General features: G+C 41.0%; 20 protein-coding genes. 15 read left to right on the forward strand and 5 right to left on the reverse strand.

Annotation, left to right across the window (positions count from 1 at the left end; translation table 11 throughout):
• Positions 1-586 precede the first annotated feature (586 nt).
• Positions 587-1813, reverse strand: a complete 1227-nt coding sequence (locus tag CXF95_RS25315; RefSeq protein WP_101201269.1) for an RNA-guided endonuclease TnpB family protein — start codon at positions 1811-1813, stop codon at positions 587-589.
• A gap of 26 nt (positions 1814-1839) precedes the next feature.
• Here CXF95_RS25315 and tnpA point away from each other — a divergent pair, with 26 nt between their 5' ends.
• Positions 1840-2235, forward strand: coding sequence for an IS200/IS605 family transposase (tnpA, locus tag CXF95_RS25320; RefSeq protein WP_101201270.1), 396 nt, complete (start codon positions 1840-1842; stop codon positions 2233-2235).
• A 925-nt stretch (positions 2236-3160) separates the two neighbouring features.
• On the opposite strand, the gene CXF95_RS25325 is transcribed toward tnpA, so the two are convergent.
• On the reverse strand, positions 3161-3358 hold the full coding sequence (locus CXF95_RS25325; protein ID WP_232788041.1) for a hypothetical protein: 198 nt from the start codon (positions 3356-3358) through the stop codon (positions 3161-3163).
• 223 nt (positions 3359-3581) lie between these two features.
• Here CXF95_RS25325 and istA point away from each other — a divergent pair, with 223 nt between their 5' ends.
• Both istA and istB read left to right on the forward strand, forming a co-directional pair.
• The gene (gene istA / locus CXF95_RS25330) at positions 3582-5126 is read left to right on the forward strand and encodes an IS21 family transposase (RefSeq protein ID WP_101198246.1); all 1545 of its coding nucleotides are present in this window, start codon (positions 3582-3584) and stop codon (positions 5124-5126) included.
• Between the two features lie 19 nt (positions 5127-5145).
• Entirely contained in the window at positions 5146-5910 is a 765-nt protein-coding gene (gene istB, locus CXF95_RS25335; protein ID WP_101198245.1) for an IS21-like element helper ATPase IstB, read from the forward strand.
• 72 nt (positions 5911-5982) lie between these two features.
• Here istB and CXF95_RS25340 read toward each other — a convergent pair whose 3' ends face one another.
• Together CXF95_RS25340 and CXF95_RS25345 are read right to left on the reverse strand one after the other, a co-directional pair.
• Positions 5983-7188 (reverse strand): HipA domain-containing protein, encoded by a 1206-nt coding sequence (locus tag CXF95_RS25340; protein ID WP_232788042.1) that lies wholly within the window; start codon positions 7186-7188, stop codon positions 5983-5985.
• Positions 7172-7489 (reverse strand): helix-turn-helix domain-containing protein, encoded by a 318-nt coding sequence (locus tag CXF95_RS25345; protein ID WP_101201271.1) that lies wholly within the window; start codon positions 7487-7489, stop codon positions 7172-7174. Before CXF95_RS25345 ends, CXF95_RS25340 begins: the two co-directional genes overlap by 17 nt.
• 448 nt (positions 7490-7937) lie before the next feature.
• Between CXF95_RS25345 and CXF95_RS25350 the strand changes: the two genes are divergently transcribed.
• The 11 genes from CXF95_RS25350 (at position 7938) to CXF95_RS25410 (ending at position 22793) form a co-directional block, all read left to right on the forward strand.
• Complete coding sequence (locus tag CXF95_RS25350; RefSeq protein ID WP_101201272.1) at positions 7938-8123, forward strand: hypothetical protein; 186 nt, start codon at positions 7938-7940, stop codon at positions 8121-8123.
• 359 nt (positions 8124-8482) lie between these two features.
• Positions 8483-9697 (forward strand): toprim domain-containing protein, encoded by a 1215-nt coding sequence (locus tag CXF95_RS25360; RefSeq protein ID WP_101201274.1) that lies wholly within the window; start codon positions 8483-8485, stop codon positions 9695-9697.
• 189 nt (positions 9698-9886) lie between these two features.
• Positions 9887-10066, forward strand: a complete 180-nt coding sequence (locus tag CXF95_RS29745; protein ID WP_157828243.1) for a hypothetical protein — start codon at positions 9887-9889, stop codon at positions 10064-10066.
• 1343 nt (positions 10067-11409) lie between these two features.
• Positions 11410-11778, forward strand: a complete 369-nt coding sequence (locus CXF95_RS25375) for a hypothetical protein (protein ID WP_101201277.1) — start codon at positions 11410-11412, stop codon at positions 11776-11778.
• Positions 11756-13822 (forward strand): type IV secretion system DNA-binding domain-containing protein, encoded by a 2067-nt coding sequence (locus CXF95_RS25380; protein WP_101201278.1) that lies wholly within the window; start codon positions 11756-11758, stop codon positions 13820-13822. Before CXF95_RS25375 ends, CXF95_RS25380 begins: the two co-directional genes overlap by 23 nt.
• Entirely contained in the window at positions 13822-18423 is a 4602-nt protein-coding gene (gene mobF, locus CXF95_RS25385) for a MobF family relaxase (protein WP_101201279.1), read from the forward strand. Before CXF95_RS25380 ends, mobF begins: the two co-directional genes overlap by 1 nt.
• Positions 18424-18425: 2 nt before the next feature.
• Positions 18426-19274, forward strand: a complete 849-nt coding sequence (locus tag CXF95_RS25390) for a DNA/RNA non-specific endonuclease (RefSeq protein ID WP_101201280.1) — start codon at positions 18426-18428, stop codon at positions 19272-19274.
• A gap of 16 nt (positions 19275-19290) precedes the next feature.
• Positions 19291-19710, forward strand: a complete 420-nt coding sequence (locus CXF95_RS25395) for a hypothetical protein (RefSeq protein ID WP_101201281.1) — start codon at positions 19291-19293, stop codon at positions 19708-19710.
• A complete protein-coding gene (locus CXF95_RS25400) occupies positions 19682-21151 on the forward strand; it encodes a hypothetical protein (RefSeq protein ID WP_101201282.1) in 1470 nt (489 codons plus the stop codon). Before CXF95_RS25395 ends, CXF95_RS25400 begins: the two co-directional genes overlap by 29 nt.
• Before the next feature lie 421 nt (positions 21152-21572).
• Positions 21573-22088: a DUF6398 domain-containing protein gene (locus tag CXF95_RS25405; protein WP_101201283.1), complete on the forward strand. Its 516-nt coding sequence runs from the start codon at positions 21573-21575 to the stop codon at positions 22086-22088.
• A 396-nt stretch (positions 22089-22484) separates the two neighbouring features.
• On the forward strand, positions 22485-22793 hold the full coding sequence (locus CXF95_RS25410) for a hypothetical protein (RefSeq protein WP_101201236.1): 309 nt from the start codon (positions 22485-22487) through the stop codon (positions 22791-22793).
• Between the two features lie 19 nt (positions 22794-22812).
• Here CXF95_RS25410 and CXF95_RS25415 read toward each other — a convergent pair whose 3' ends face one another.
• On the reverse strand, positions 22813-23001 hold the full coding sequence (locus tag CXF95_RS25415) for a hypothetical protein (protein ID WP_101201284.1): 189 nt from the start codon (positions 22999-23001) through the stop codon (positions 22813-22815).
• 746 nt (positions 23002-23747) lie between these two features.
• Here CXF95_RS25415 and CXF95_RS25420 point away from each other — a divergent pair.
• Positions 23748-24389, forward strand: a 642-nt coding sequence (locus CXF95_RS25420; RefSeq protein ID WP_255418957.1) for a reverse transcriptase domain-containing protein, incomplete at its 3' end; no start/stop codon positions are given.

Consider the following 24389-nt stretch of genomic DNA (forward strand, 5'->3'; position numbering starts at 1 on the left):
GTTTCTCGGCCATTTTGATAAAACTGGTTTAAGTAAGCAAATATTTAAAGTACTAATTTATTGGACTATTTATTACTATCAAATAAAGTGAGCCGAGAATTATGTTTGCAAACCCGCGGCCTACCTTATTTTTACTTAATGTGAGCCAGACTTGCTGGATGTAATAAGGTATATTTAAAATATGCTAGACGCTAATGCGATAGTTGGAATGAAAGCCACTACCTAGACCTTACCCAAGCTGTTAATGCGCGGAACGATTATTTTTGTGTAGAGGGAAGGGGATGAGTTTGAGATAATGGACATGTGCACTTTGGTGCCAAGTGATGATGGCTCGTTTCACATTGCTTTCCGTTTGCATGAAATCTCAACCAGCGACCTATAGTTAGATCTTTTTGATGATAATGTGGATTTATTGATGAAGTTTACAGAGATAAACAAACGGCATTGTTGGCTCTTAACGACATGATTTCTCAGGCGGTAAAACCAATCACCTAGCCGTCGTCAGACGACGCAGTCTAATAGTAAGTGAATTACCCCGCGACATCGCTTCGCTCTGATCACGGGGCTTCTACAATCTAGTTTTAGGCTAGATTGCTTCTTTTTTCTCAGATCCAACAGCCAACTTTGAACGCTCAAAGACTTTCGTTTGATTGGCTGCTTTATGCTGAGTATTGGGCTTAACCCTAGCGACTATCCCACCCGCTATTAATCCTGTTTCACCTGACTTAGCTACCGACATGGCAGCTGACCAGTCACGACACTGTATCGTGCCGCACTGGTGGCAGGCGAAGGTGCGTTGACTTAACGATAATTTATGGTGATGGTTGCAAGATATACAGATACCTGACGACTTTTCAAATCGCCCGATTTCATGGTATACCTTGCCTCGTAATTCAGCCTTGTATTTTGATAGCTGAGTAATGAGACCCATCACATTATCGTTAACCATACTGCCATTAAATTGCTGCATGGCCTTAACGTTTAAATCTTCAAACACGATAATATCACTACTGTTGGCTATCGAGCATGACAGTTCGTGTGCAAACGCTAAGCGTCTGCGAGAGATTTTTCCGTTAAGGGTGTTAATGCGTTGTTTGGTTTTGTGCCAGCGACCTGAGCCTTTCTTGCGTCTTGCCAATTGCTGCTGGAGTTGACCTAGTTTTTCTTTTGATTGTTTAAATGACTTTGGATTTTTAACATACCAGCCATTTGAGCCAACAACGGTGTGCTGACTATTGATGTCGTACCCGACTATGCTTGTGAGGACTTTTTTGGCAACTTGGCATTCAATTTCCTGAACTACACTCGCTGTCCATTTACCGTGGCGAAATTGTACGGTGACCGTCTTGATTGTACTCACAAGATTACGGTGCAATATAATAGGCACTTTACCTATTTTGGGAATGCTGATGGTGCCGTTTTCAATCCGAATGCAATTGGAATTATTCACGCACCTAAAACTATCATTGTGTAATTTCTTTTGCTTAAATGTCACTTTATGGTTAGGAAACCTTTGCACCCTGCCTTTGGATATTGAATTTTTCAATGCAGTCTCTAAATCCCTAGCAACTTGTTGCGCGGCAGCGCTATCAAATGCTTTTAGCCATGCAAATTCTTCAAATTCCTTTAGCTCTTTTATTAAGCTTGCCATCGTATTGTAGAAAAGAAACGTCTTGTCGTGTTGATATCGGCGAATATTTTCAGATAACAACAGGTTCCAAAGCCCACGAGAATAAGCGCCAAACTCAATTAAATTAGCTTCTTGCTCTATTGTCGGCTTGAGCCTGTAATTGTATCTGAGTGTCTTTTTCATATACTGTATAGAATGAGGCTGTCAAGGTGGATTATGAAACTAAATCGCACTGTAAATATTTAATTGCCCTACATTTGATCCTTGTTGTTAAATACAGAAAACAACTCCTACATGGTCGTATTGGTGAGTTCATCAAAAAGCAAGTCATCGATATTTCACATTACTCTGACTTTACGGTTGAGGAAATAGAAATCGACAAAGATCATATCCACATGCTCATAACCATCGGGACAAAATACTCTATAGGACAGTATGTAAGAAGAATTAAGCAAACTACAAACATCCGATTGTGGCGGACATTCCCTTATTTAAAGAATGAATTCTGGCGAGAAAAGACATTTTGGTCTGAAGGGTATTTTGTTTGCTCCGTAGGCAACGCAAGCGCAGAAACGATCAGAAAATACATTCAAGAACAAGGTTAGTTCAGCCGATTCATCCCCGCGACATCGCTTTGCTCTGATCACGGGGTTTTCTCGGCCATTTTGATAAAATAATATCCTCAATTACTGCTTGTTCAATTTTTACCACAAACTGGCTGGCCACTTTTCAGCGATAAGGTGACATTGCGTTGATGACCAAAACCGTTGCTGCTGAATAGTGGGGCTGCGCCCCTCTTTTCGGTTATGGTTATTCTTCTTATTTCGTTACTGGTTTGGTTTTTGTTGGTTCTGGTTTTAGTATTTACTTAGCTGCTGGATTGTTGTTTGTAATATATTAATGGCTACAAATAGCTAGGGCAGGGCGATTTGCTAAGCAACTGATTCTGTCATGCTGCGCACTCAATCTTGATCACAAAAAGCGCGTGTTCAGGTTATCGCCCTTCGGGTTTCCGACACTATCGCAAGCGCTATTGGCCAGAGGCCAGTTAATAAGGCTGGTTACTACCTCTCTTGGCTTCTTCTGACCGGCCTATCATCAAACAGACTGCAAAAAAGCGCAGACTGTTTGATGGCTGCGTCAGCGCCAAGTGAAGTATTCACGCTCATTACTCAACCAGGCTTCGCCTGTTTTCGCTGAAGTTACAATGATAAGGCAGTGTTGACTAGTGGGATGCATTAAATAATTTTTCGATCAGGCCTCGAATGTTTTTTCTAACTTTCTTTTTAGCGCTGCGAGATGGTAACGCATGAAATACCTCACATGACACTATTTTCATCTGACTTTGATCAGAGAAAATCTAAAAATTTCTATTTAATTGCTCTGTAGCCCCTTATTTATAATACATTTTGAAAATCAGTGCCCGTTTCTATTGAGCTACAGCTAAATCAAAATTATGAATAACTGTCTGCTCAACGTCAGCTCTATTACACTAAATAACGGGATCAAATGAAGTGAGTTTAACTCCCCTTATTCAAAGAACTCCTTCATAGCAGGTAAGTCTTCAATTTCTTTATTTATCTCTTCAGCTGCTTCCTTGATAATCTCGATACATAATTCGATGTGGTTGACTTCTACGGCTGATAAACCTTGTCCTAGTGCTTTATCCCTTGCTATATCTATTGAGCTCAGTACCGATTTAATCATTTGACTCATGAGCAATTGCATACGAGGTGCATATTAACATCCAACCCGATCACCTAATAACATTGATGCCGATCACCTAATAACATCCATCCCGATCACTCAATAACATCGAAGCCGATCACTTTTTGGTTAAAATGTTATTCAGTGACCGGCTTAATGTTATTGCCCAACTTTTACTCTTTTTTGTCTGTCCAGTAGGTGTTTTTAACCGTTATTCTTTTCATTTTTGATGGTGAGAATAACTATGCCAATGGCACCTATTTCAATGCGTAAGTTAAAAGAGATTTTAAGACTCAAATACGGCTGTTTGCTCAGCCATCGAAAAATAGCCAAAAGCTTATCTGTTTCAGCGTCAATCGTGTCTATTTATGCCATTCGTGCCACCTCTCTTGGGATCACTAGTTGGCCGCTTGATGAAAAATGGAATGATGAGACGCTTCAACGAGCATTCTTCAAAACCAAACCTAAGAGCAAGGGCTACATCATCCCTAATTGGTCTGTCGTCCAGCAAGAGCTGAGGCCGAAAACGATGACATTGCAGTTATTGTGGGAAGAATATGGTGAGCGGTATCCAGAAGGTTTTTACAGCTACAACCACTTCTGTCGTCTATATAAAACATGGCTAACATGTCAAAAACCGTCCATGCGTCAAAACCATAAAGCAGGTGAAAAACTGTTTGTTGATTATTGTGGACCCACTATGAATATTGTGGACTCAACAACGGGTGAATGCCGCACAGCACAGGTTTTTGTGGCAGTCATGGGCGCATCTAACTACACCTTTGCAGAGGCTACGTTTAGCCAAAAACTCGAAGACTGGGTGATGAGTCATGCACGATGCTTTGAATTTCTGGGTGGCGTACCTGAATTGGTCATCCCAGATAACTTAAAAAGTGCCGTGACAAAAGCGTGTCGTTACGAGCCGGATCTGAACCCAACCTACCAACAACTCGCCGCCCATTACGATACCGTTATCGTGCCTGCCAGACCTTATAAACCCAAGGATAAATCGAAAGCTGAGGTGGGTGTTCAAATCGTTGAACGTTGGATAATGGCGCGACTTCGCAAGGAAAGCTTTTTTAGCTTGCGACAGTTAAATCTAAAAATACAGACACTTTTAACCGATTTGAATCAAAGGCAAATGAAAAAGCATCCAGGCTCAAGGCTATCCCAATTTGAAGCGATAGATAAACCCGCACTGAAACCTTTGCCGTCACAACCTTATCGCTACACCTTAGTGAAACAGGTCAAAGTGCATATTGATTATCACATCGAGATTGAAAAACATTACTACTCGGTGCCACACGCCTTGATCAAGAAAAAGCTAGAAGCACATGCTACGGGGCAACTGGTCACACTTTATCATCAAGGGGTACAAGTGGCCGTTCATCCAAGATCATACCGCGTGGGAGGTCACAGCACCCTGGATATCCATATGCCCATCGCCCATCAAAAACAGCAGCAATGGACCCCCGAACGATTTGAAAGTTGGGCCAGAAAATTCGGAAAATCAACCGAGCAATTTGTCATTCAACTCATGCAAACCAAAAAACACCCCGAGCAAAGTTACCGTGCCTGTATGGGCATATTGAGTTTAGGAAAAAAGTTCACAGACAAACGACTTGAAGCCGCCTGCTACCGAGCGTTAGCAACAGGTGTTACGCGAGTAAACCAAGTGAAAGCTATCTTAGAGAAAGGGTTAGATAGCCAACCTCTACCGGAAAAACAGCTGGATCTTTTAAGTGAGATAGACCATCAAAATATCCGTGGCAATCATTATTACCACTAATAAAACCTAAGGAAACAACATGCAATCAGTGACGCAACAAATCAATACTCAATTAGTCATGCTAAAGCTAAGCGGCATACGTGATGCGTTATCACAACAAAGTGAACAACCCAATCTATACGTCGAACAAAGCTTCGAAGAGCGGTTATGTTTATTGCTTGACCATGAAATAACCCAGCGAGATCAACGTAAAATTGACCGACTGACCCGCCAAGCCAAATTTAGAGTGAACGGGACATTAGCACAGTTGGATTATGGTGCGTCGAGGCAGTTAAACAAAACGCAGATCCGCTCATTAGCGCAAGGTGAATGGCTTCGTCTTCACCAAAACATACTGATCACAGGAGCAACAGGTTGCGGTAAAACCTACCTTGCTTGTGCGTTGGGCCATAACCACTGCCAGCAGGGAGAAAACGTTTACTACTTTAGGCTCAAAGAATTGCTTGAAAAGATGTTTATGGCACAAGCGGATGGCAGTTATCGAAAGTTTATTAACAAACTCACATCAGCGAACTTACTGATCTTAGACGATTGGGGATTAGAGCCATTAACGGGGCAACAACGCAGTGATTTACTTGAGTTAATAGATGCGAGGTATGACACAAAATCGACACTGATTGCGAGTCAATTACCGATAGAAAATTGGTACGATATGATCGGGGAATCCACGCATGCAGATGCGATCCTAGATCGGCTTGTTCACGGGGCAATTAAGTTAGAATTAAAAGGCGAATCCATGCGAAAAAAACTAAATTCCTTGACTGAAGCCGATCACACAAGTTAGATTTTACTGAGTTCTACTGGAAGACAAAAAAGTGATCGTCTTCAATGTTATTGACCGATCGGTTTCATGTTATTACGCACGAGGTAATGATATTTCAAACTCATCAGCAAAGTCGGCTAGCATATAGGCTGAAATAGGTGAGTTAAAGTTACCCGCGTTTCCAGTATTGTACTCTCCAATTGACATCGCATAATGTTGTGGAATAACGTTTTCTTTAGCACGTGTACCGTCAACTTGGGATGTTTGTATTTCTCTGATGATGGCCTCTATATTCACTAGGTCATAAAAAGGCGTGAGTTCTAAGCCTTTTTTACCTACAAAAAAGCTGATGTTTTTACCATGTGCATCATAGTTACGTACTAAAATATTGAACGTCATCCAACGAACAAGTTGGGCCTGATAAGCTTCAGAATTAGTCGTTTCAACTGCAAATAATTGGGGGAACGAAACACCATCGCGGATATAGATGCCATCGCCTTCATCACCATATTGGCGTTCATATTTATATGACGGAGGAAGGTTAGTCGCTTGGCAACCATCAATAACATGTCGGCGTAATACACGAGAGCTATCAGGCACAACACGCCTGTCGAAACGTTCAATCACAAAAGCTCGTACACCACCATAGGTCCGTACTTCAACAGGGGGAACGTTAATTCCAGCCTCATCAGCAAGTAACATGGTAAAAAGTTCATTCACAGCGATAAAAGGCGCTTTGCCTGTTTCGAACTTAACAATTTTGTTAGAACATAATTCGCCTTCGCCAAAACCTAACTTGCCATCGACTTCAAGCAGATTAAGTTTATCTTGAACACCGGCAACCGATAAGCGAGTTCTACCATCCCAATAGGTAATGGATTCCCCTACAGCTTTAAAGCGAGTCAGTCTTTCACCTAATTCGTCTGTCGTTACTTCTCGGAAAGTCGTTTCTTTCGCATCACTGCCTTCCCCTCTGAAAGAGAGTGCACCAGAGGTTTCCTCCCCAATTATTTTTATTAAACCAAACGTATTATTTTTAGAAATAGTGGTATTACTGGTCATGTCTTCCAGACCTTTACCTTCGGGTAATAAGTTTTGTAAATAGTTTCTAACGGCTCGATGATCGAAGTTACCGTCTAATGGAAGATAAGGGGAAACGGCAAAGCCTTCTTCAACCCATGAGGACTCATAAGTGAATGAAATTTCAGTATCAGAGCCTACTGGAATACTGATCGTGGCGATTTTCTTATGATGACTTAGGAATACATACAAATTATTTACATTAGTACCATTGGTCATCACTTGCTCCGGTAGTATTGTTATTTTTTGTGTGTTCATCAGAGATAATACTGAATGACAAACCAAGATACTCCATCACTTTTAATATATTGGCGAGTTTAACGTTGGTATCACCCTTTTCAATTTTGATCAGAGTAGGTTTTGAGAGTGAAAGTGCTTCAGATACGTCAACCAATGTAAGCTTCATGCCTGTGCGCTTAGCTGTAATCGCTTCAGCTAACTGCTCAGGTGAAAAGCTTTTTGTTAAATCTGGCATGTTGGTACTTTTAACCACTCTACCTAACGTTTTCTTTATTGACATACAACACCATAAGTTAACTTTAATTTACTTTTAAATGTAAGTTAATAAAAAAACCAGCAAAAGTCAATAATAGTTAACTTTTGGATGGTTATGTTTATTTAACCATTATAGGTAAATTATAATTAACTTTTGATTGATCCGTTCATTGAAACAAACCTAAAGTAAATCATAGTTGACTTTAGGCTGCTTTATATCAATTCCTTAACTGTGAAATTGGTCATCGGAAGGATTAATTTCACTACTTTTTCATGAGCCTCTTTTCTCTCTTGCTTGTATTTATACCTGTTATAAATCAGGTGCTTAATTGGAATAAGCATAGTGTTTTTAGGTTGTTTAATTCTAGTGGTTTGTTGTATTATATGTTGTTTATAAACTATACTTAGAGGTACTTAGAAAGGCGATTCCCTGACCTTGATAAGTTTTTAATGTGGGGATTTTAGGTGATTTTATGAGCGACATCACTAAACAATATTTTGCTATTAACTTAAATCGAATCGCAATTTTTATGTTTATTGTTATTGGTGTAATTACCGACAGCGATTTCTACGCAATTCTTGCCGCTGCATACTGGTTGTGGTTACCCAATATTGAGAAATTCGAATTCTCAATTTTACGAATTAATCTAAAAAAATAATGAACACTAAATCGGCATTCCCTTTGCTGACAATCTAATAGTTGGGAGTAGAAAAATGGTACGTCTAACCAAAATACAAAGCGCTTTGCAGATCAAAGTTCAACACATCCTCCAAAAAGATGTTTTGAGTAAGCAAGATGTTGAGTTCGTTTTCAATCATTACCATGAAGGTGCAAATAACAATATTGCTGTATCCGGAGCGTTTTTCACTCCATTGTTATTGGCTCTTGAATTCGCTGATTATTACTGCTGTCCAAAGGTCAAAAGACCATGCCGATTTTTTAGGATTACTTGCATAATTTAATGGTCAATTATTGGCCATTTATTGCAATGAATGTGTATATACATTAGAGGTTTTTATGTCTTCCAATCTATTGCGATTTACCGATTTTGTGAAACAGAATATCGGCGCTACCTATCTCGACATTGCAGAGTATTTTTCTGTCGAAATCGCGCAGCTGGCTAATGAGTGCAATATCGATTGGGAAAGCAGTAAAAGCAAAATAGCTTGGGATGGGGAGAAAAACCGCTCACCTAATGTAAACGGGATCACCTCCGCTGATAAAGGCAGAATATTTATCTGGGCCGAGGCAAACAATTACACCCAGGATAGTGGATCGTTCACTTACCCATATTTAAGTTTTCAAAATATGCGCAATACACTTGCGAAGCCTGGACGAAAGTTTCACGCACTCAGGCTGTTGTATGACAAATATGAACAATACAAACAAACACGGGTTGTTCCAACACGTTCAAATACCATTGATCCTATTGCACTTGAAAAACAGCAAGCTATTGTTCAAGCCGATGCCAAAAGACTGGCAAAACGGCAACGTAATGTTCAAGCAAAAGAGGCTGTTATTTTTGAAGAAATGCTACCACTTTCAAACCCTGGGGTGTTCAGTGCGTATTTACAGTATGCAAAAAAACTGCAACAAATTGCTGAGCAATTTGATATTCGTTTAGGTAGAGATAAACACGATTATTTTACAGCTTTTGTTTTGAGAAACATACAAGGCGACTTTAAAGCCCTGCAAAGAATTTACCACAACAAGCCAGCTGCTTGGGATGATAATAAACGCTGTACCTGGGGCGTAGATCCCACGGGCTTAATGACAATCTTAGGGGACGTTAACGACACCACTTCTGTCATCTATATATGCGAAGGCTTAGCAACAGGTTTGGCCATGGTATTGGCAACGGGCAAGCCCGTAGCTATATGTCTAAATGCTTATAACATGCAGTTTGTTAGCGCTGAAATTACTCAAGTTTATCCTCATATAAAGCGGGTTCATGTTGCGGATAACGACAATGACAAGCCTCATTTTGGCAACACTGGTGTTCACGCAGCTGCAGTTGCTGTGAAAAAAAATGGGGGTTGGGTTTTTGTACCTAAAATCAAATCAGGCACAGATATCTGTGACCTTTATAACTCTCAAGGCTTAGATGAACTAAAACGACAAATTAACCACTCAGACAGCCAGTACTTTAATGGCAGATTCTCACAAAATGTTTGTGGGATGTTTAATTATATCCATGACCAATATTCAGACACTATTGGCCAGGCGAAGTAGTGGTATGTACATATTCTCTCTCAACAAAATCAATTGAACATGAAACCTTCAATTAAAAAAATCAAGTTTCGTTCTCACCCGTTCAGACACACAAAAAATGTGTGCGTCACTGCCGCTTGCGCTGCGGAACTGGATTTTTTGAACTGCCGGTTTTCTCCCATGTTCGATTTTATCGACGAGAGAAATACCATGCACACTCAAACAAATACCCCGGCCAACAAAGAAGTTGAATATATCAGTGGTTGTAAAATATGTAACACCCTCAACGATGGCATTTGTATGAGCGCCTGCGTAATGAACGGATCTGACAGACAAGCTCTGATTGCAAAATATGCTCACATGTTCACTGATGCAACCAAGGAGAGTTAACAACATCTTCGCCAGTTGCTCTTTATAATATTGCAGGACAAAAACGGGATTGTTTGAAAGGCAAAATAGGATGTTACAACAAGTTAATTTAGAACCTTCAACAGAGATTTTTACACTCAACGAATTGACACCAACGAAAACCAAAGCCTTATCGGTGCAATTCCTAAACTGTTATCAAAGTTGTCTTGTCAGTTCATACAATATAGGCCCAATCATAGAGGACGTAATTAATTTATGGGCTGACATAAAAACGATAGAAATATCAGCGACAACAACGACTGAGATATATCGTTTGATCGACATATAATTTACTTTTTAATAACCAGGCAGTTGTGACACACCGGCAAACGTGGTGAGTGGAGATAACAATGTTAAAAACAATAAAACCAGAACGGCTTGAACTCATCGAAATGAGTAAGCAAGCAAAAGCTATTTAAGTACAGATAGAATCAACAGTATACTGTTGAATATGCATTCTGAATCTGCCAAAACAAATATATTTAAACGTTTTGATGAATGGAAAGCGGCGGGTATCGGGTGTAGCCAAAATCAAAATCCTATCGAATTTGGGGAAAGCCACTAAAGAGATTAAACAACAGTGCAACCGAGTCCGGTTGAGCAATTAAAGATGAACACGATAGGGCTAATTCACAATATTCATTTTTACCAATATGCTGCCTATTCAGCAAAAATCAAGTTGATAAAATAGAATATTAACACCTACTCATTTATCTGGCCTTCAGTAACTACTGAAGGCTTAACTACATCCCACTTTATTAATTATAAACACCCAGGTGTTCTGTACTTCACTGCCTAGTTAGGCTCCCCAAAATATTCTATTTTTTCACTCACATGGACCTCTTCGTTGCACGTCATTTTTACTCAGGATATACATAACCATTCCAATCAAGCTAATATATTTAAGCGTTCGACCAGTGGAACAACTAAATTCGAATATTCAATTCAACGCTGTATGGATTTTAGCGATCCCGTATATTTCCCCTACTGATTTATTAAACATTATTTTTAATGTTCCCGCTGGGTTGCTCACGACGGATTAAGGGCTGTTTAAGTACCAACAATAACGGAAAGGATACTCACTCGGTTCCCGCTTGTTTGCTAGATAAGTTGTCACACATAACGCATGATGCTCATGCTAATGTATGCCACGGCACATATGGGCTAGAGGTGCGGCACATGGTCGTAACTCAACTAATAATGATGCCGCTAATCTACATTCCCCCTGTATATTTACTACTTTGCAGGAGCGGCACTAGAATAATTGATATTCCCACGCTTTTGGCCTATTATTGTATAGCTAATCTAATACAGGCGTTTTAAATATGGCACACAAAAAGACCACAATTTATTTGAATCTTGACACTAACATAGTGGTGAAAATGCATCGAGCCGAACACCCACACCTATCGAGTACCAGTCACGCTATCAATGACATTATCGACCAGTTCTCGCGTAGTAAAGGTGTTTTAAAAGGGGATGCATCTCCTTCATTAGATGCAATTCTTTCCATGCTCGCAGAGCAACAATCATCTATTCAACAGTTAACAGTACTTTCCCTTAGAAATTTCGGATTGAACATTGAGATTGCTTCCGAAACAAACTCGACTTTACCTAGTCGAGGTGAGCAGCGCGCTAAGGGGTTACTAAGACAATTGCAGGATAAAAATAATGGCGATTTTTCAAACAGGTAAGCTCGGTAATTATATTCGCGGTGGTCAAACAACCAGTCACTATATTGCGTTGATCCAAGAAGTGACAATCAAGGTGATGGGGTTTTATTTCATACTGTTTGTAATCACAACCTCTCTCTTCTTTTACTTCAACACGACTCAGTATGAACGTCATATTAGTACCTCTTATCTCATGAGTATCTTTCACTATGGTGTATTTAAAGACCCTGATTACCGGTTAGATATAACGCATATAAATGGGCGAACCCAGCGCATAAATGCCGTGAGTATTTATAGTAATAAACGTGTGCATGCTTTATTTAGTAAAACTAAAACAGCGCTATATCAAAGCTTCTTCTATGCGTTTTTTGTTCCTTTGCCCCTTCTCTTCTTTTACTTGCGATTTGTACTGGGTCAGGGCTTGCACCAAACGACCGATGAACATGTGCGAGGGGTGACGAAAAACACCCCCGAGCATGTTCAAAAATGCGTGGATGATATACGCAGAGAATACAAACATAAAAAGGCCGGTATTAAGTTCTGTGGCTTTACGATCCCCGATGTATTTGAAACCCAAAATTTTTTGTTGGCAGGTGGCCCTGGCACCGGAAAATCGGGGCAAATACTTGAGATGCTGGGGGACATACGAAAACAAAAGGGGCGGGCGATAATTTATGATCGCAGTGGTAATTTTGTCGAAAAATTATATCGTCCTGATAAAGATATTATTCTTAATCCTTTAGATGATCGGGGGGTTTATTGGGATATTTTTAGCGAATGTACAACTCAATATGAGTTTGATGAATTTGCTAGTGCATTTATCCCCGATGCAAAATCGAGCGATCCCTTTTGGACATTGGGGCCTCGTGCTGTTTTTTCTGCAATTTGCTACAAAGAAAGTAAGAAACCTCACCCATCAATTACCGAAATGGTTAACATTATTCTCCAGATGCCTCTCAACACAATGATGAAATATTGTAAGTTCACCGATGCGGCCAGTGTGCTATCAGAAGGTGCAGAAAAAACCGCAGCAGGTGTAAGAGCTAGTATGGCTGTTTATGTAAACTGCTTGCGCTTACTGCGTGAACGAAGTACTAAGCGTTTTTGCATCAGTGAGTGGGTAAAAAATGATGACAACCAAGACTCTTTTGTGTTCATAACCAGCAACAAAGAAAATGAATCGGTACTTAGAAGTTTAATCACGGCATACATACATATAGCGACCAAATCTATTCTTGGTATGACCGAAAATAAGACGCGGCGGATCTGGTGTTTCTATGATGAATTACCCACCTTGAAAAAGCTCGAAATTCTGCAATCCTCCCCAGCTGAAGCACGGAAATACGGCGGTTGTTTTGTGTTTGGTTTTCAATCTTATCCACAGATGGTTGATGTTTATGGCGAAAATGGAATGGCTTCGTTGGCTGGAGGCTGCGCGACCGCATTAATTACTAGGGCTAACGAACCAAAGTTTGCTAAGTGGTGTGCGGAGTACGCAGGGCAGAACGAAATCGCAAAGGCGTCAGAAAACTTAAGTTTTGGCCATAATGCTGTTCGCGATGCTGTCAATATGAGCAAAACAAGAAGCATGCAAGATGTCGTCATTCCTGCTGAATTTAGAGCACTACCAGACTTTGAAGGTTACGTGATTTTCGGTCGTGGCGTGCCGGTCACGCGCATCAAATTACCATTTAAAGATACCCCTAAAATAGCAGAGCCTTTTGTGCCATGCGCAGACATTAGCGAGGTGGCCGTTCCAATCAGTGAAGATGATATGCATCACACTTCGTTGGAATCTGCTTTTGCCCCTCTCGATGAGAATGATATTTCTGTTATAGATAAGGCTCCTTTGTCAACGGATGGCACCTTTGGCGGTAATAAGAAAGTCGCGACTGGGGGCGGCGGGCAAGGCCTGCCTGACCAACAGAAAGCTAAGCCTGTTTTACCCTCTCTTGATCTCAATATGGCAACTCTCACCGCCAAACATGAAGCGTCACAACAGGAAGAGGACGTGATTAAACGCGATTTTGTCCAGAATGTTTTTGACCAAGAACAGGCACTCTAATGCTCTCTAATATAAAAAAAATTTCGTCAGCAAAACAGGCCGGTAGTTATTATAAGAAAGCCGATTACTATACAAAAGGCGAAGACATGGTAGACATTTCTTCTTCGTGGTTCGGTAAAGGTGCAGACGAACTTGGCCTTGAGGGATTGGTGGATCATAAGACGTTTGAAGCTATCATGGCTGGCGTTCTCCCAGATGGAACGATACTGGATCATCATAACCGTGTTATCGGATGGGATCTTACTTTCTCCGCGCCCAAATCGGCATCAATATTGGCCTTGGTGGGTGGCGATAATCGACTGTTAGAAGCTCATTTTGACTCCGTTAAGGCCACCCTTAAATTCGCAGAGGAAGAGTTTGCCATTACTCGCAAAACTGAGAATGGTGAGACCTTCATTGACAAGACATCAAACTATTTAGCCGCGCTTTTTACTCACACAACGTCCAGGGCTCTAGACCCAGCATTGCACACACATTCTGTCCTAATGAACATCACAAAGAACAGTGAAGATGAATGGCGTGCTATTGAGTCCAACCCTCTTTTTGATAACAGAATGTTGTTGGGCTTAGCCTACCAAAATGAGTTTGCCAGACGGGCGCGCGAGTTGGGCTACGAGCCGATACGGAATGATAGGACAGGGCAGTTCGATCTAGCAGAGGTTCCGCGTAACGTAATCGACGAATTTTCTCAACGTAGACGCACCATTACTGAAGCAGCAAATGAGCAGGGCGTGTCTTTGACTGATGCGAAAGGAATGGAACAAGTCACGCTCAATACCAGAGCAACCAAGAAAAATATCCCTACAACAGACGTTGTTGCTAATTGGGATAAACGTATGAGTGAACTCGACTTCGACCCACAAAAAATTATTGAGGACGCCAAGGAAAAATCTGCGCAATCAATACCTGAAAATAGTCAACTTGATCCACTCAATATAATTAAGTTAGCCATCGAAAATTTGTCATTTAAAGACAGTGTGTTTAGTCGTCAGAATCTCATCAAGGAAACCTTTCGATTTGATAAATTTTCCGTCGTCCTGGGAGATGTAGGAGAGCACATTGATACTTTAGTTTCTAATAATTCTCTTATAGAAACCCGTAAAGATGAATTGGGGCAGGAGCGTCAATTTGCTTATACTACTGCGGCCAGTGTTGACAGAGAAAGGGAAATTCTCGGACTTGTAAAATCCGGGGTGGGACAAGTTCAACCAATGGCGACCCACGAGCAAGTGGCTGACTTTATTGAGCGATATAATGCCAAGGCTCCTCATGCGTTAAATGACGAACAACAAGAGGCCTTAATTGGTTTGGCGACTAACGACGACCGTTTTTCCGGCTTGCAAGGCTTACCGGGAGTGGGTAAATCGACCTTGATGCATGCATTCAATTCACTTTCGAATGAAAATGGTTTCAAGCTTGTGGGGATCGCACCTACTGGTACGGCCGCTCAAGAGCTTTATCAAAAAGCCAAAATGCACACCAGAACGATTGACAGTCTCTTGGAAATCGACAAGCACCGTGACAAGGAAGACTATCTATACGAACCTAATACAGTTTATCTGATCGACGAATCCGGTATGGTTTCTGACCGACATACTGTGGCGTTAATGCGATTATCGACAATGTCGGGCAGTCGTATGAAAGATGCTGGCGACATCAACCAGATCCCTGCAATTGAGGCCGGCGCACCATTTGAACAAAAACAAAAGTTAGCTTATTCGTATGAAGTGATGCGAAATGTCCAGCGTCAAAAAGTCCCTATTTTAAAAAAAGCGGTTCTTGAAGCAATTGATAATACGATCACCGCGGCACTGCACACATTAAAATCAAGTCCAAACCCCAATATCGGCATATCAAACATCGAAAATGAGAATGAGCGTGTTGAAGCGTCGGTTTCACATTATGAGCGACTTTTACAACAAGAGTTATCCCAGGGCGTTTCGTTAGCCGACGCTGTCAATGACAAGGTAAAAATGATCACGCCGTTAAATAAAACCAAAGACGAATTAAATAACGCAGTGAGAACTAAATTGCTTGAGCATGGGATAATCGACAAAACCGATACTGTATCGTTGCTCACACTTTTACCTAAAGGATTGAGCCCTACTGAACAACAGCAAGCGATAGGGCTACTTCCTTTTAAAGATACAGGTGAGCAAGCCTATGGGGACATAATTCGATTTCACGACGACATTAAAGACCTCGGTATTAAACAAGGTGAGTACTATCAAGTTAAGCAAGTGAAAAACACCCATGTCACTCTATTTAATGGCGAGCGTGGTTACCAGACTGATATTAATATGGCGGACCACAAAGACGATAATCTCATGACCGTTTTCAGTGCCTCCAGGAAGCAAATTGCTGTTGGAGAACAGCTTCGCTGGAAAGACACATACCAAACAACGGACATCCGCAACGGGCAATCGTTAGAAGTTCTGGCATTTGACAGGCAAAATAACACTTATGATGTAAAAATTGATGATGGCCGCACAATCAGCTTGCCAAATGACCTCACTGGTTCACACACCAATTACAACTACGCTGTCACGCCACATGAAATTCAAGGGGCGTCAATAAAATACACTATCCCTTATTATGACCAGCAATCCAAAAGGCTTCAGACCAGGAATGGTCTGATTGTTACTTTGTCTCGGGGCGAGGAGGGAACCTATTTATACACAGATAATTTTGAAAAAGTAGCGGCGAATGCTGATGCCCAAAAATTCACTAAAAGCTCCGCTCTTGATCACATTGGGCAGTCCGGTAGCTACAAAAATATAGGATCACCTACCTTTAAAACAGATGTACTAGAAGCAAAAGACGGAGTAGGTAAAGCGGTTGAACACCTATCTGCACAATTCTCCGCGTTCAATACCCACGAAATTATGCGCCATGCCATGCGCTTCTCAGGCCAGCAAACATTGCCCGTCAAGCAAGCAATAAACGAAATGATTAAAGCAAATGCGCTATTGCCTGTTCAAACTAATGATCAAAATCAAACCTACTACACAAGCCCAGCTATTGTTAAACAGGAAAAAGAACTGCGTGGATACCTAAAGAGCGGATCTAAGCCAATCACTATCAGTGAACATCAATTGTCCGCTACGACTACTGAGCTTGGGCTTTACGATGAAACCACAGACGCCTTGAAGCATATCTTTGGCAACAATCATAAATTGTCGCTTGTTAATACGAAAGTAAATGCTGATGCTTCTTTGTTTACACACGCCATGCTTGATTTAGCTAAGTTCAATAAACTATCAGTTGCTTTGGTGTCACCTTCTAATCAAGTTCAGCACGCAGAGCGTCTTGGTCGTGATGTATTCACTCTCGCCCAATATGCCAAAAGTGATGAGAAGCATGACGTTGTTATCGTATTGGATGGGCATAATGCCTCAGCACAAGCATTCAACAGAATGTTGAGTAAATCGACAGACGAGAACAGTAAAGTGTTTGTCTTCGGACTGACAGCGATTGCACAAAGCTTTGCCCACAAAGATGCCCTGAGTAATCTAGCAAAAAACGCGAAAAAAACACAGTACTTCGATCTCACTGGGAACCCTATCCGCGAGGTAGATATACTGTTATCACAAACTGAAGGTAAAATTCCAGACACCGTTAAAAAACAACTCGAGCGGGAGGCTTTAGTTGTTCAAAGTGAAGCCCAGCGCCATGAAAAAATAGTCCAGGACTATCTTAAAAAACCTGACACTAGCAACGTCATTAGTGCGTCTAAGGAAGGCGTGAAATCGATTACCAATAAAATTCGTGAAGAACTTAAAAAGCAGGGCAAGATCACAGAGGCAAAAAATTTAGATACGCTCACACCTGTCTTTTTATCTCCCCAACAAAAGCAAGTGGCTTCTGAATATAAAGTTGGCCAGATCATTCTGTTTAACCGTAATGGTGAGAAAAATGGATTTACTCGACAGGAGAGTTATGTGGTCGAGAAAGTCGACTCACAAAGTAACAACATCATTCTTAGATCCCCATCTGGCACTCACACTGTCAGTGTGCACGAATTGCACACAAATGGATTCTCAGTCGCAGCAGTAACGAAAACGGAAATAGGGAAGGGGGAGAGAATACGGTTTGATACCGGTATCTTTGAGTTCAAAATACATCAAAATGCTACCGCTAAGGTCACGGACACGCATTCAAATAAAAATACTCTATCAGTCGAACTAGACAGTGGGCGCAAGGTTGAATTGGACTTATCCGTGCGTGCTCACCAGTTTATCTCTCATGGGTATACGCAGAGCATGAATAAATCGGCGAGTATGCCTATGAATCAACATGCCTTGATTGAGTTGGATGGCCGGTTTAAATCTGGGGCTAACGTGCAAAGTTTCTTAAAATCTTTATCTAACGCCAAACATTCCGTATCGCTATATGCTGACAAGCGATCGACTGTCAGTAATTATTTGTCACCATCGAAGGACGGCGAACGTAACATTGATGCTCTTTTGCACAGAGAGACACAGCGCAGTGCTGCACAAGCTAAAGCTCAAGAATCAACCCAAGAACATACCATGCAAAAACATCATCAAAACACTCAGCAAGAAAATCAACATCAGCATATTCAGCAAAGGGAGAGATAGCCATGAACAATGGTTTTTCACTATTCAAATTATGCGCCGCTATCGTCTTTATTATCATAACGTTTCTACTCGTTATGGAGAGAAGTCATTTCAATAAAGCAGCAGAAGTGACCGGTATGGAAGATGTCATCGAGCAGACCAAAAAGGATTTAATAGATGCGACACATACATTTAAGCTGAACGAAAAAAAGTATGAAACGAGCCTTGAAGAAGTATTCAAGCGTGAATACAGCGCTTACACGCTGTACATCTCGTGTTTACACCGTGGGCCTTTATACGGATTTATGAACCTTGGGAAAGACCTCGACAATCTCCCTAGAAAGGATAAATTTTCTGTTGATGCTCTTGTGCCGGCTAAGTGCAGACAAACAAGCACATCTTCCTACAGCCGACAATATCATAGAGGCCACTTGTTCGCGGCCAATCACTTTGACAACGATGATAATCAAATGAGGGAGTCATTTTACATGTCGAACGTTATACCACAGCACCAAGTGTCAAATATTGGTGCATGGAAGCGCACAGAGGTTATTACTGAATGCTACAGGGAGCATCATGCCATCTATTTAGCCGCTGGTGTTCTCTACGGTACCGATCAATCCGATGACTTGTTCGTGCAAAGCCATGGTGTTGTAACGCCCACGGCCATGTGGAAATACATTCAATTGGATAGTAATCAATACAGCGCTTGGATCATCCCAAACAACGAGCAGGCAGTTAAAGATAAACTTCCCTCTTTTGAAATATCAATTGAGGATCTTATGCGGATAGCCAACATCAAAATCATTCCCGATGCAACACGTGTACATCGTGTCCAATTACATGTCTTTAAAGGTTGTCACACCAGTTAACCACTAGGAGAGTAATATGAATACCACTAACACTAACACAACAAAACCACTCACGACTGCTCAGCAGAAGTCTGTTGCCACTGGTTTCTTATCGAATAAGCGCAAAGCAATAGGGTTGTTTAAAACAATGGATATGTCGCTATTATCAGCCCTCAACGAACAAATACGCGACATATTAAAATCTAAAGTTGAGGAAGCAGCCAATCTGGCCAGGATAAAACTGCAAGAAAAGCAGGCTATTGATTCCGCTGTCGATAAAACAATGGCTCACCTCGAATCTCAAGGCCTTAAATTTAACAAAGAAGAATTGTCGCGCTTATTGTCTGACAAAGTGAAGCTCGGTAAAGCGCAAGTAATTAACCCCGAATTACAGATGAATAAACCATCTACAATCGTTGGTGCCGAAAATGAACTCACAACCTCTCAGCAAGTCTGATCTCGTTAAGCGTATTAATTATCATAATACGTTTCAGGAAATAGCAAACACACTTCCCAGTCTTATTATGGAAAGAGCCAAAGATTTATCGGATGCTGAAGTTAAAACCATTAAAGAATTAAATGGGAACGTGTTGATTATGGCTGTTGCAATAACACGCTGTATACAATCACTTTATAAAGCGTTACCCGATTATTCTGAAATGCGAAACCTCAATCCGTCGAGTTATAGCACTTTTTTATATAATGCCCTGCAAGGCTTGATGACCGTGGATGAGCGTTTGTTAAAGCCGCCTTTAATACGACTGTTTGGCGAAGATATTCTTATTAATGACGTTATCAATGAGAAATACACTCTTTTCCCGTATATTAAAGTGTGCGGAAGTGCATTTTTAGCCGAGTGTAAAAAGCCAATTGCAGCTCATTGGGAGGGAGCAATTCGAAATGGATTTTTAAGTTTTATGCCATTCAAATCCAAAAATGTTTCGTTCGATTTACATCAGCTTATCTTTCTTCCTATTCTTAAAACGCCCGGCACACCCCCTTTATCAAAGGATAAATGGCAGCTCTATTATTTAGCTGCAAAGCATTACTGTGTGCCAGTTGCGTGCACAGCAGAGAAGTCTGAAGATAGGTATAAGATATTTTATGAGGATGCTAATTGCTTGATCAGCAGCGCTAAAGCGGCTGTTACCCAACTAAAATACGACCTTAAATATCGACCCATTAAACAGAATGTTTCATCCACTTTATCTGCATGTCATATTGACGATATAACAACTAATTTTGTCGCTAAGTTAGGGTTTAAGAAAGTCGAAATTAAAGGTGTAAATGATGCTGGTGTATCGTCTGCTTATGCGTGCCTTGAGGAAATAACCTCAAAGCTAGGAAAATTAGGCGCGTTGGTAAATAACAATACATCGGTGGTGATCTCCAATCTTCGCAAAGATTCAATGTATGAACGTGCTAATAATGCACTTGTGATCACGGATAACCCTCACTATCACGAGTGTAAAATCGGTTACATTTATGGCCAAGCGATGGATAGATTAATCGCATCAAAACTTTTTAAAAAAGGAAACTATTTGGGAAGTGATTACTGGTTTTTGATAGAGGATGAGGACGCGACTCCTATAGAGCGCTCACTGATGCAGATGTACAATTCGATTACCTTTCAACACTCACCACAATTTGTCTACTCAGCGAGTTTACTAGACGGCTTGTATGGAAAATTCTTCTTCCTTCATCCCGGTGAGATGTTTGCTCGCGCTGTCGCAAAATTAGTTTCTATGGATAATGAATTACCTGGATTATCCCTGCCAGAAACGGGTAGCGCGGCTTTACTTTATCCAAACGCAGATGAGATCAATCTATTACAGATGGCGGTCGGAAATGTAGAATCCAGTATGCCAACTGCTACGCAGGAAAAGCTCGATTTATAATCAAGTGAGGCATAAAACTGTGCAAGTGTATTCATGTTTGAAACTGAAACGTCTTGAAACCCGCGATTTATAATACCTAGACATTATCAAAACCTCGTAAAGTGAGAAACTGAGAAAAGGAAAAGCCATCTGTCGCCTGAGTGCCCAGACTGTGTAAAAACTATTGATGTTAAATTTGCTCGGTTAATATACGTGAGTGAGAATAAATTTAATTTATCTTACATGCGTCACAATGATACTGGTTTGAGTTACATGCAGGCTTAATAGGGCAAGTGTGTTGCGATGCTGTTAAAAACGAGCCTTATTTTGTTTTGTGATTTGGACTATAAAGCTATAGATGCCTGCAATATTTAATATTGTCATTCACTGTAAAGTATTACTGTAAGTTATAGGATCAACTAAATGTTGTGGAACACTAAACATGAGTAAAATGAAGCAGTCAGAAAATGTCCCAAAGGCGATGAAAGAAAAATACCAAGAGATTATTGAACTGACGAATGATTTCAGTGCAGAACATCTCAATGACGAATATGCTCAACTTATTCGATATGCTGTAGCTGCGCTATGTAGAAAGCGTCCTTCGCCTTTAGCTACTGGCAGAGTGAATACATGGGCATGTGGGATAGTGCATGCTATTGGTATGGCGAATTATTTGTTTGATCAAAGTCAAACGCCTCACATAGGAGCATCCGACTTATATAATATCTTTGGGGTTGGACACAGCACAGGACAAGGAAAGTCAAAGCAAGTCCGCAATGTATTGAAAATATCTCAGTTAGATCACCATTGGTCTTTACCTAGTAAGATTGATCAAAATCCTATGACTTGGATGCTATCTGTAAATGGGATGGTGGTGGATGTTAGAAGCATGCCATTAGAGGTTCAAGAAATGGCTTTAGCGCAAGGTTTAATACCCTATATACCTAGCGAAGAGTAAATATCAGGTGTAATAATAATGTGGTAGGCACTTCTAATTGTTTGTAAATTGAGCCGTAATGATCAACTACAATGTTAATCATTACCTTTCAACACAATTTTTTCTTTGTGGGTGGTTATGTTAAACACCTTTAGCCCTTCGATGTTGTTGTTGATACGAGATTAAAAATTCACGCACAATATGAACGTCGCGCTGCTGCGAACTCTCTTTGGGTATGGTCCAGAAGGACCCATTAAATCACCTGTATATTGCTGGCGCTAGGCTCAGTGCTTTAGTCTGCTTTCAAATGTAAAGCGGAAGAGTCACCGACAAAGAGCAGCTTAAAATATCAAGTTTGCGGTTTCTCATTTTCTGGCTAAAATTTAACCGGCAAGTGATTAATCGAACGGAATGATGATGACAAACATCGGAGTTAAAGGTAAAAAATACGCATTACAGGACACTATTGATAAGCAGGAGTTAATCAATTGCCTGCTCAGAGAGTTAGGAGTCGTTAACACTAGGACAAAAAACCGGTTAACGCTGTCTTTTATGGGTGAAATTGAGGGGGATTGGGAGATGGGAGCTGAACCAATTCAAAGTAAAGCCTCTAAAGAACGACCAAGTATTATTGATGCTGTGAATGACGAGTCAGAACAGCAAAAATTGATTGTCGAAAAGCTGCCAGAAAACCAGCCTGTATCTGTAACGGTCATCGAACCGTAAAGAATGGAGTGAATCGGTGTCACATACCAACTTTTACCAGCGTATTATCGCTGTGTGATTGCTCAAGATAAATGATCGCCAAATCAACACTGCCAAAGTTCACATCAATCATTCTTTTGCCATGGGCTCTAGCTTCATCAGAAGAACGTAAATCAATTAACATAAGCCAAGTTTTCACTAACACGGGAGGTGGGCAATACTGTGACATAATTTTCATTTTGATTAGAAATAGATTGAGCATCTAATCTACGGTGCGGCTATTTATTCGTCAAATATGAAAGCCTTATAAGCAACCAAATATTGACCGTCGTCAACATTAACAAATACTCGGCTGCTTGATGTTAGCTTGGCGACTGCTTCTTGTAATCAACCATGAGGCGCTTTAGGTTGCTTGTATTAAGCAATGCGATTTAAAAGGGTCATCATTTCTTTCAGGAGCAGGGATTGTTCTTCAACGAGCTTGCGAACCTTTGAATGTTCTGGCAATTTCTGCATTTCTGCGGCGATAAGTTACTGTTTTGTAATTGCGTCTATCAAGGCAAGTTTTAATACTTCAAATCCGATGTTGCTCATAACTACAACTTCCATGTCATCAATCAAGTGAATATTTATTGTAGAACAGGTTTTTAGAAAGTGCCTTGAATTACTAGGTGCACTGATTGGTTAACTTTAGTTCAGATGCCATCCTAAGACCTTTAAGGGGCTTCGCTCAACCACAACATTACTTAAAACTACCAGAGCTTGGAAGGTTACCGTAAAGTTGCCATCTGCAAGGGCTTTGATTGGCGATAATACGGCTGTTGAAGCTAGGGATATACGAGGGTTCTCAAGGGCTTAGTTTTCGTGCTTAACATTGCATACTAAACGACTCAAATGTGCCAAAACCGGTCATTCAGCTTTTCTAAAAACAACCAAAGCTTGCTCCCTTAGCCGCCATTCAGCTATGCTTAAGCCATGCTAGATACCAAAAGCGTTTTCACTGAAACCACGCTCGATAAGGCCTATTTATGGTTGTGTAAGCAACGGCATAACTTTCCCGCTAATGCCGATATCTGGCACCTGCGCTTTCACTGGCACACTATCCGTGGTGAACTGCTGCAAACACTCAACAAACAAGATTACACCTTCAAGCCACTGAGCGTGGTCACCAAAGCCGATGGTGAAACCCTTCATTTGTGGTCATCACAAGATGCGCTGGTATTAAAGATGTTAGCTATGGCCTTACCGGATGCTTTGGCATTATCGCCACGTTGTACTCATATCAAAGGGCATGGGGGACTAAAAGCCACCGTCAGTGCTCTGCAAGCAGCCCTGCCTGATTATACTTATGTTATGAAAACCGATGTAAAGGGCTATTATGAGTCCATTGACCATACGATATTGCTTAGACAGCTTGATAAGGATATTGCTGACCCGTTTATCTGGCGCTTGTTAGTGCAGTTTGTGAAACGCAGCGTTGAAAGAGGCGGTACGTTTAAGTCTATACACTGCGGCATATCGCGAGGTTGTCCCTTATCACCGGTAATCGCAGCGTATTACTTAAAAGCCTTAGATGAGCAGATGGAAGGTGACCCTCGCTATTTTTATCGCAGGTAT

It is taken from the genome of Paraglaciecola sp. MB-3u-78 (assembly GCF_002835935.1).
In the GTDB taxonomy this organism is placed as follows: Bacteria; Pseudomonadota; Gammaproteobacteria; order Enterobacterales; family Alteromonadaceae; genus Paraglaciecola.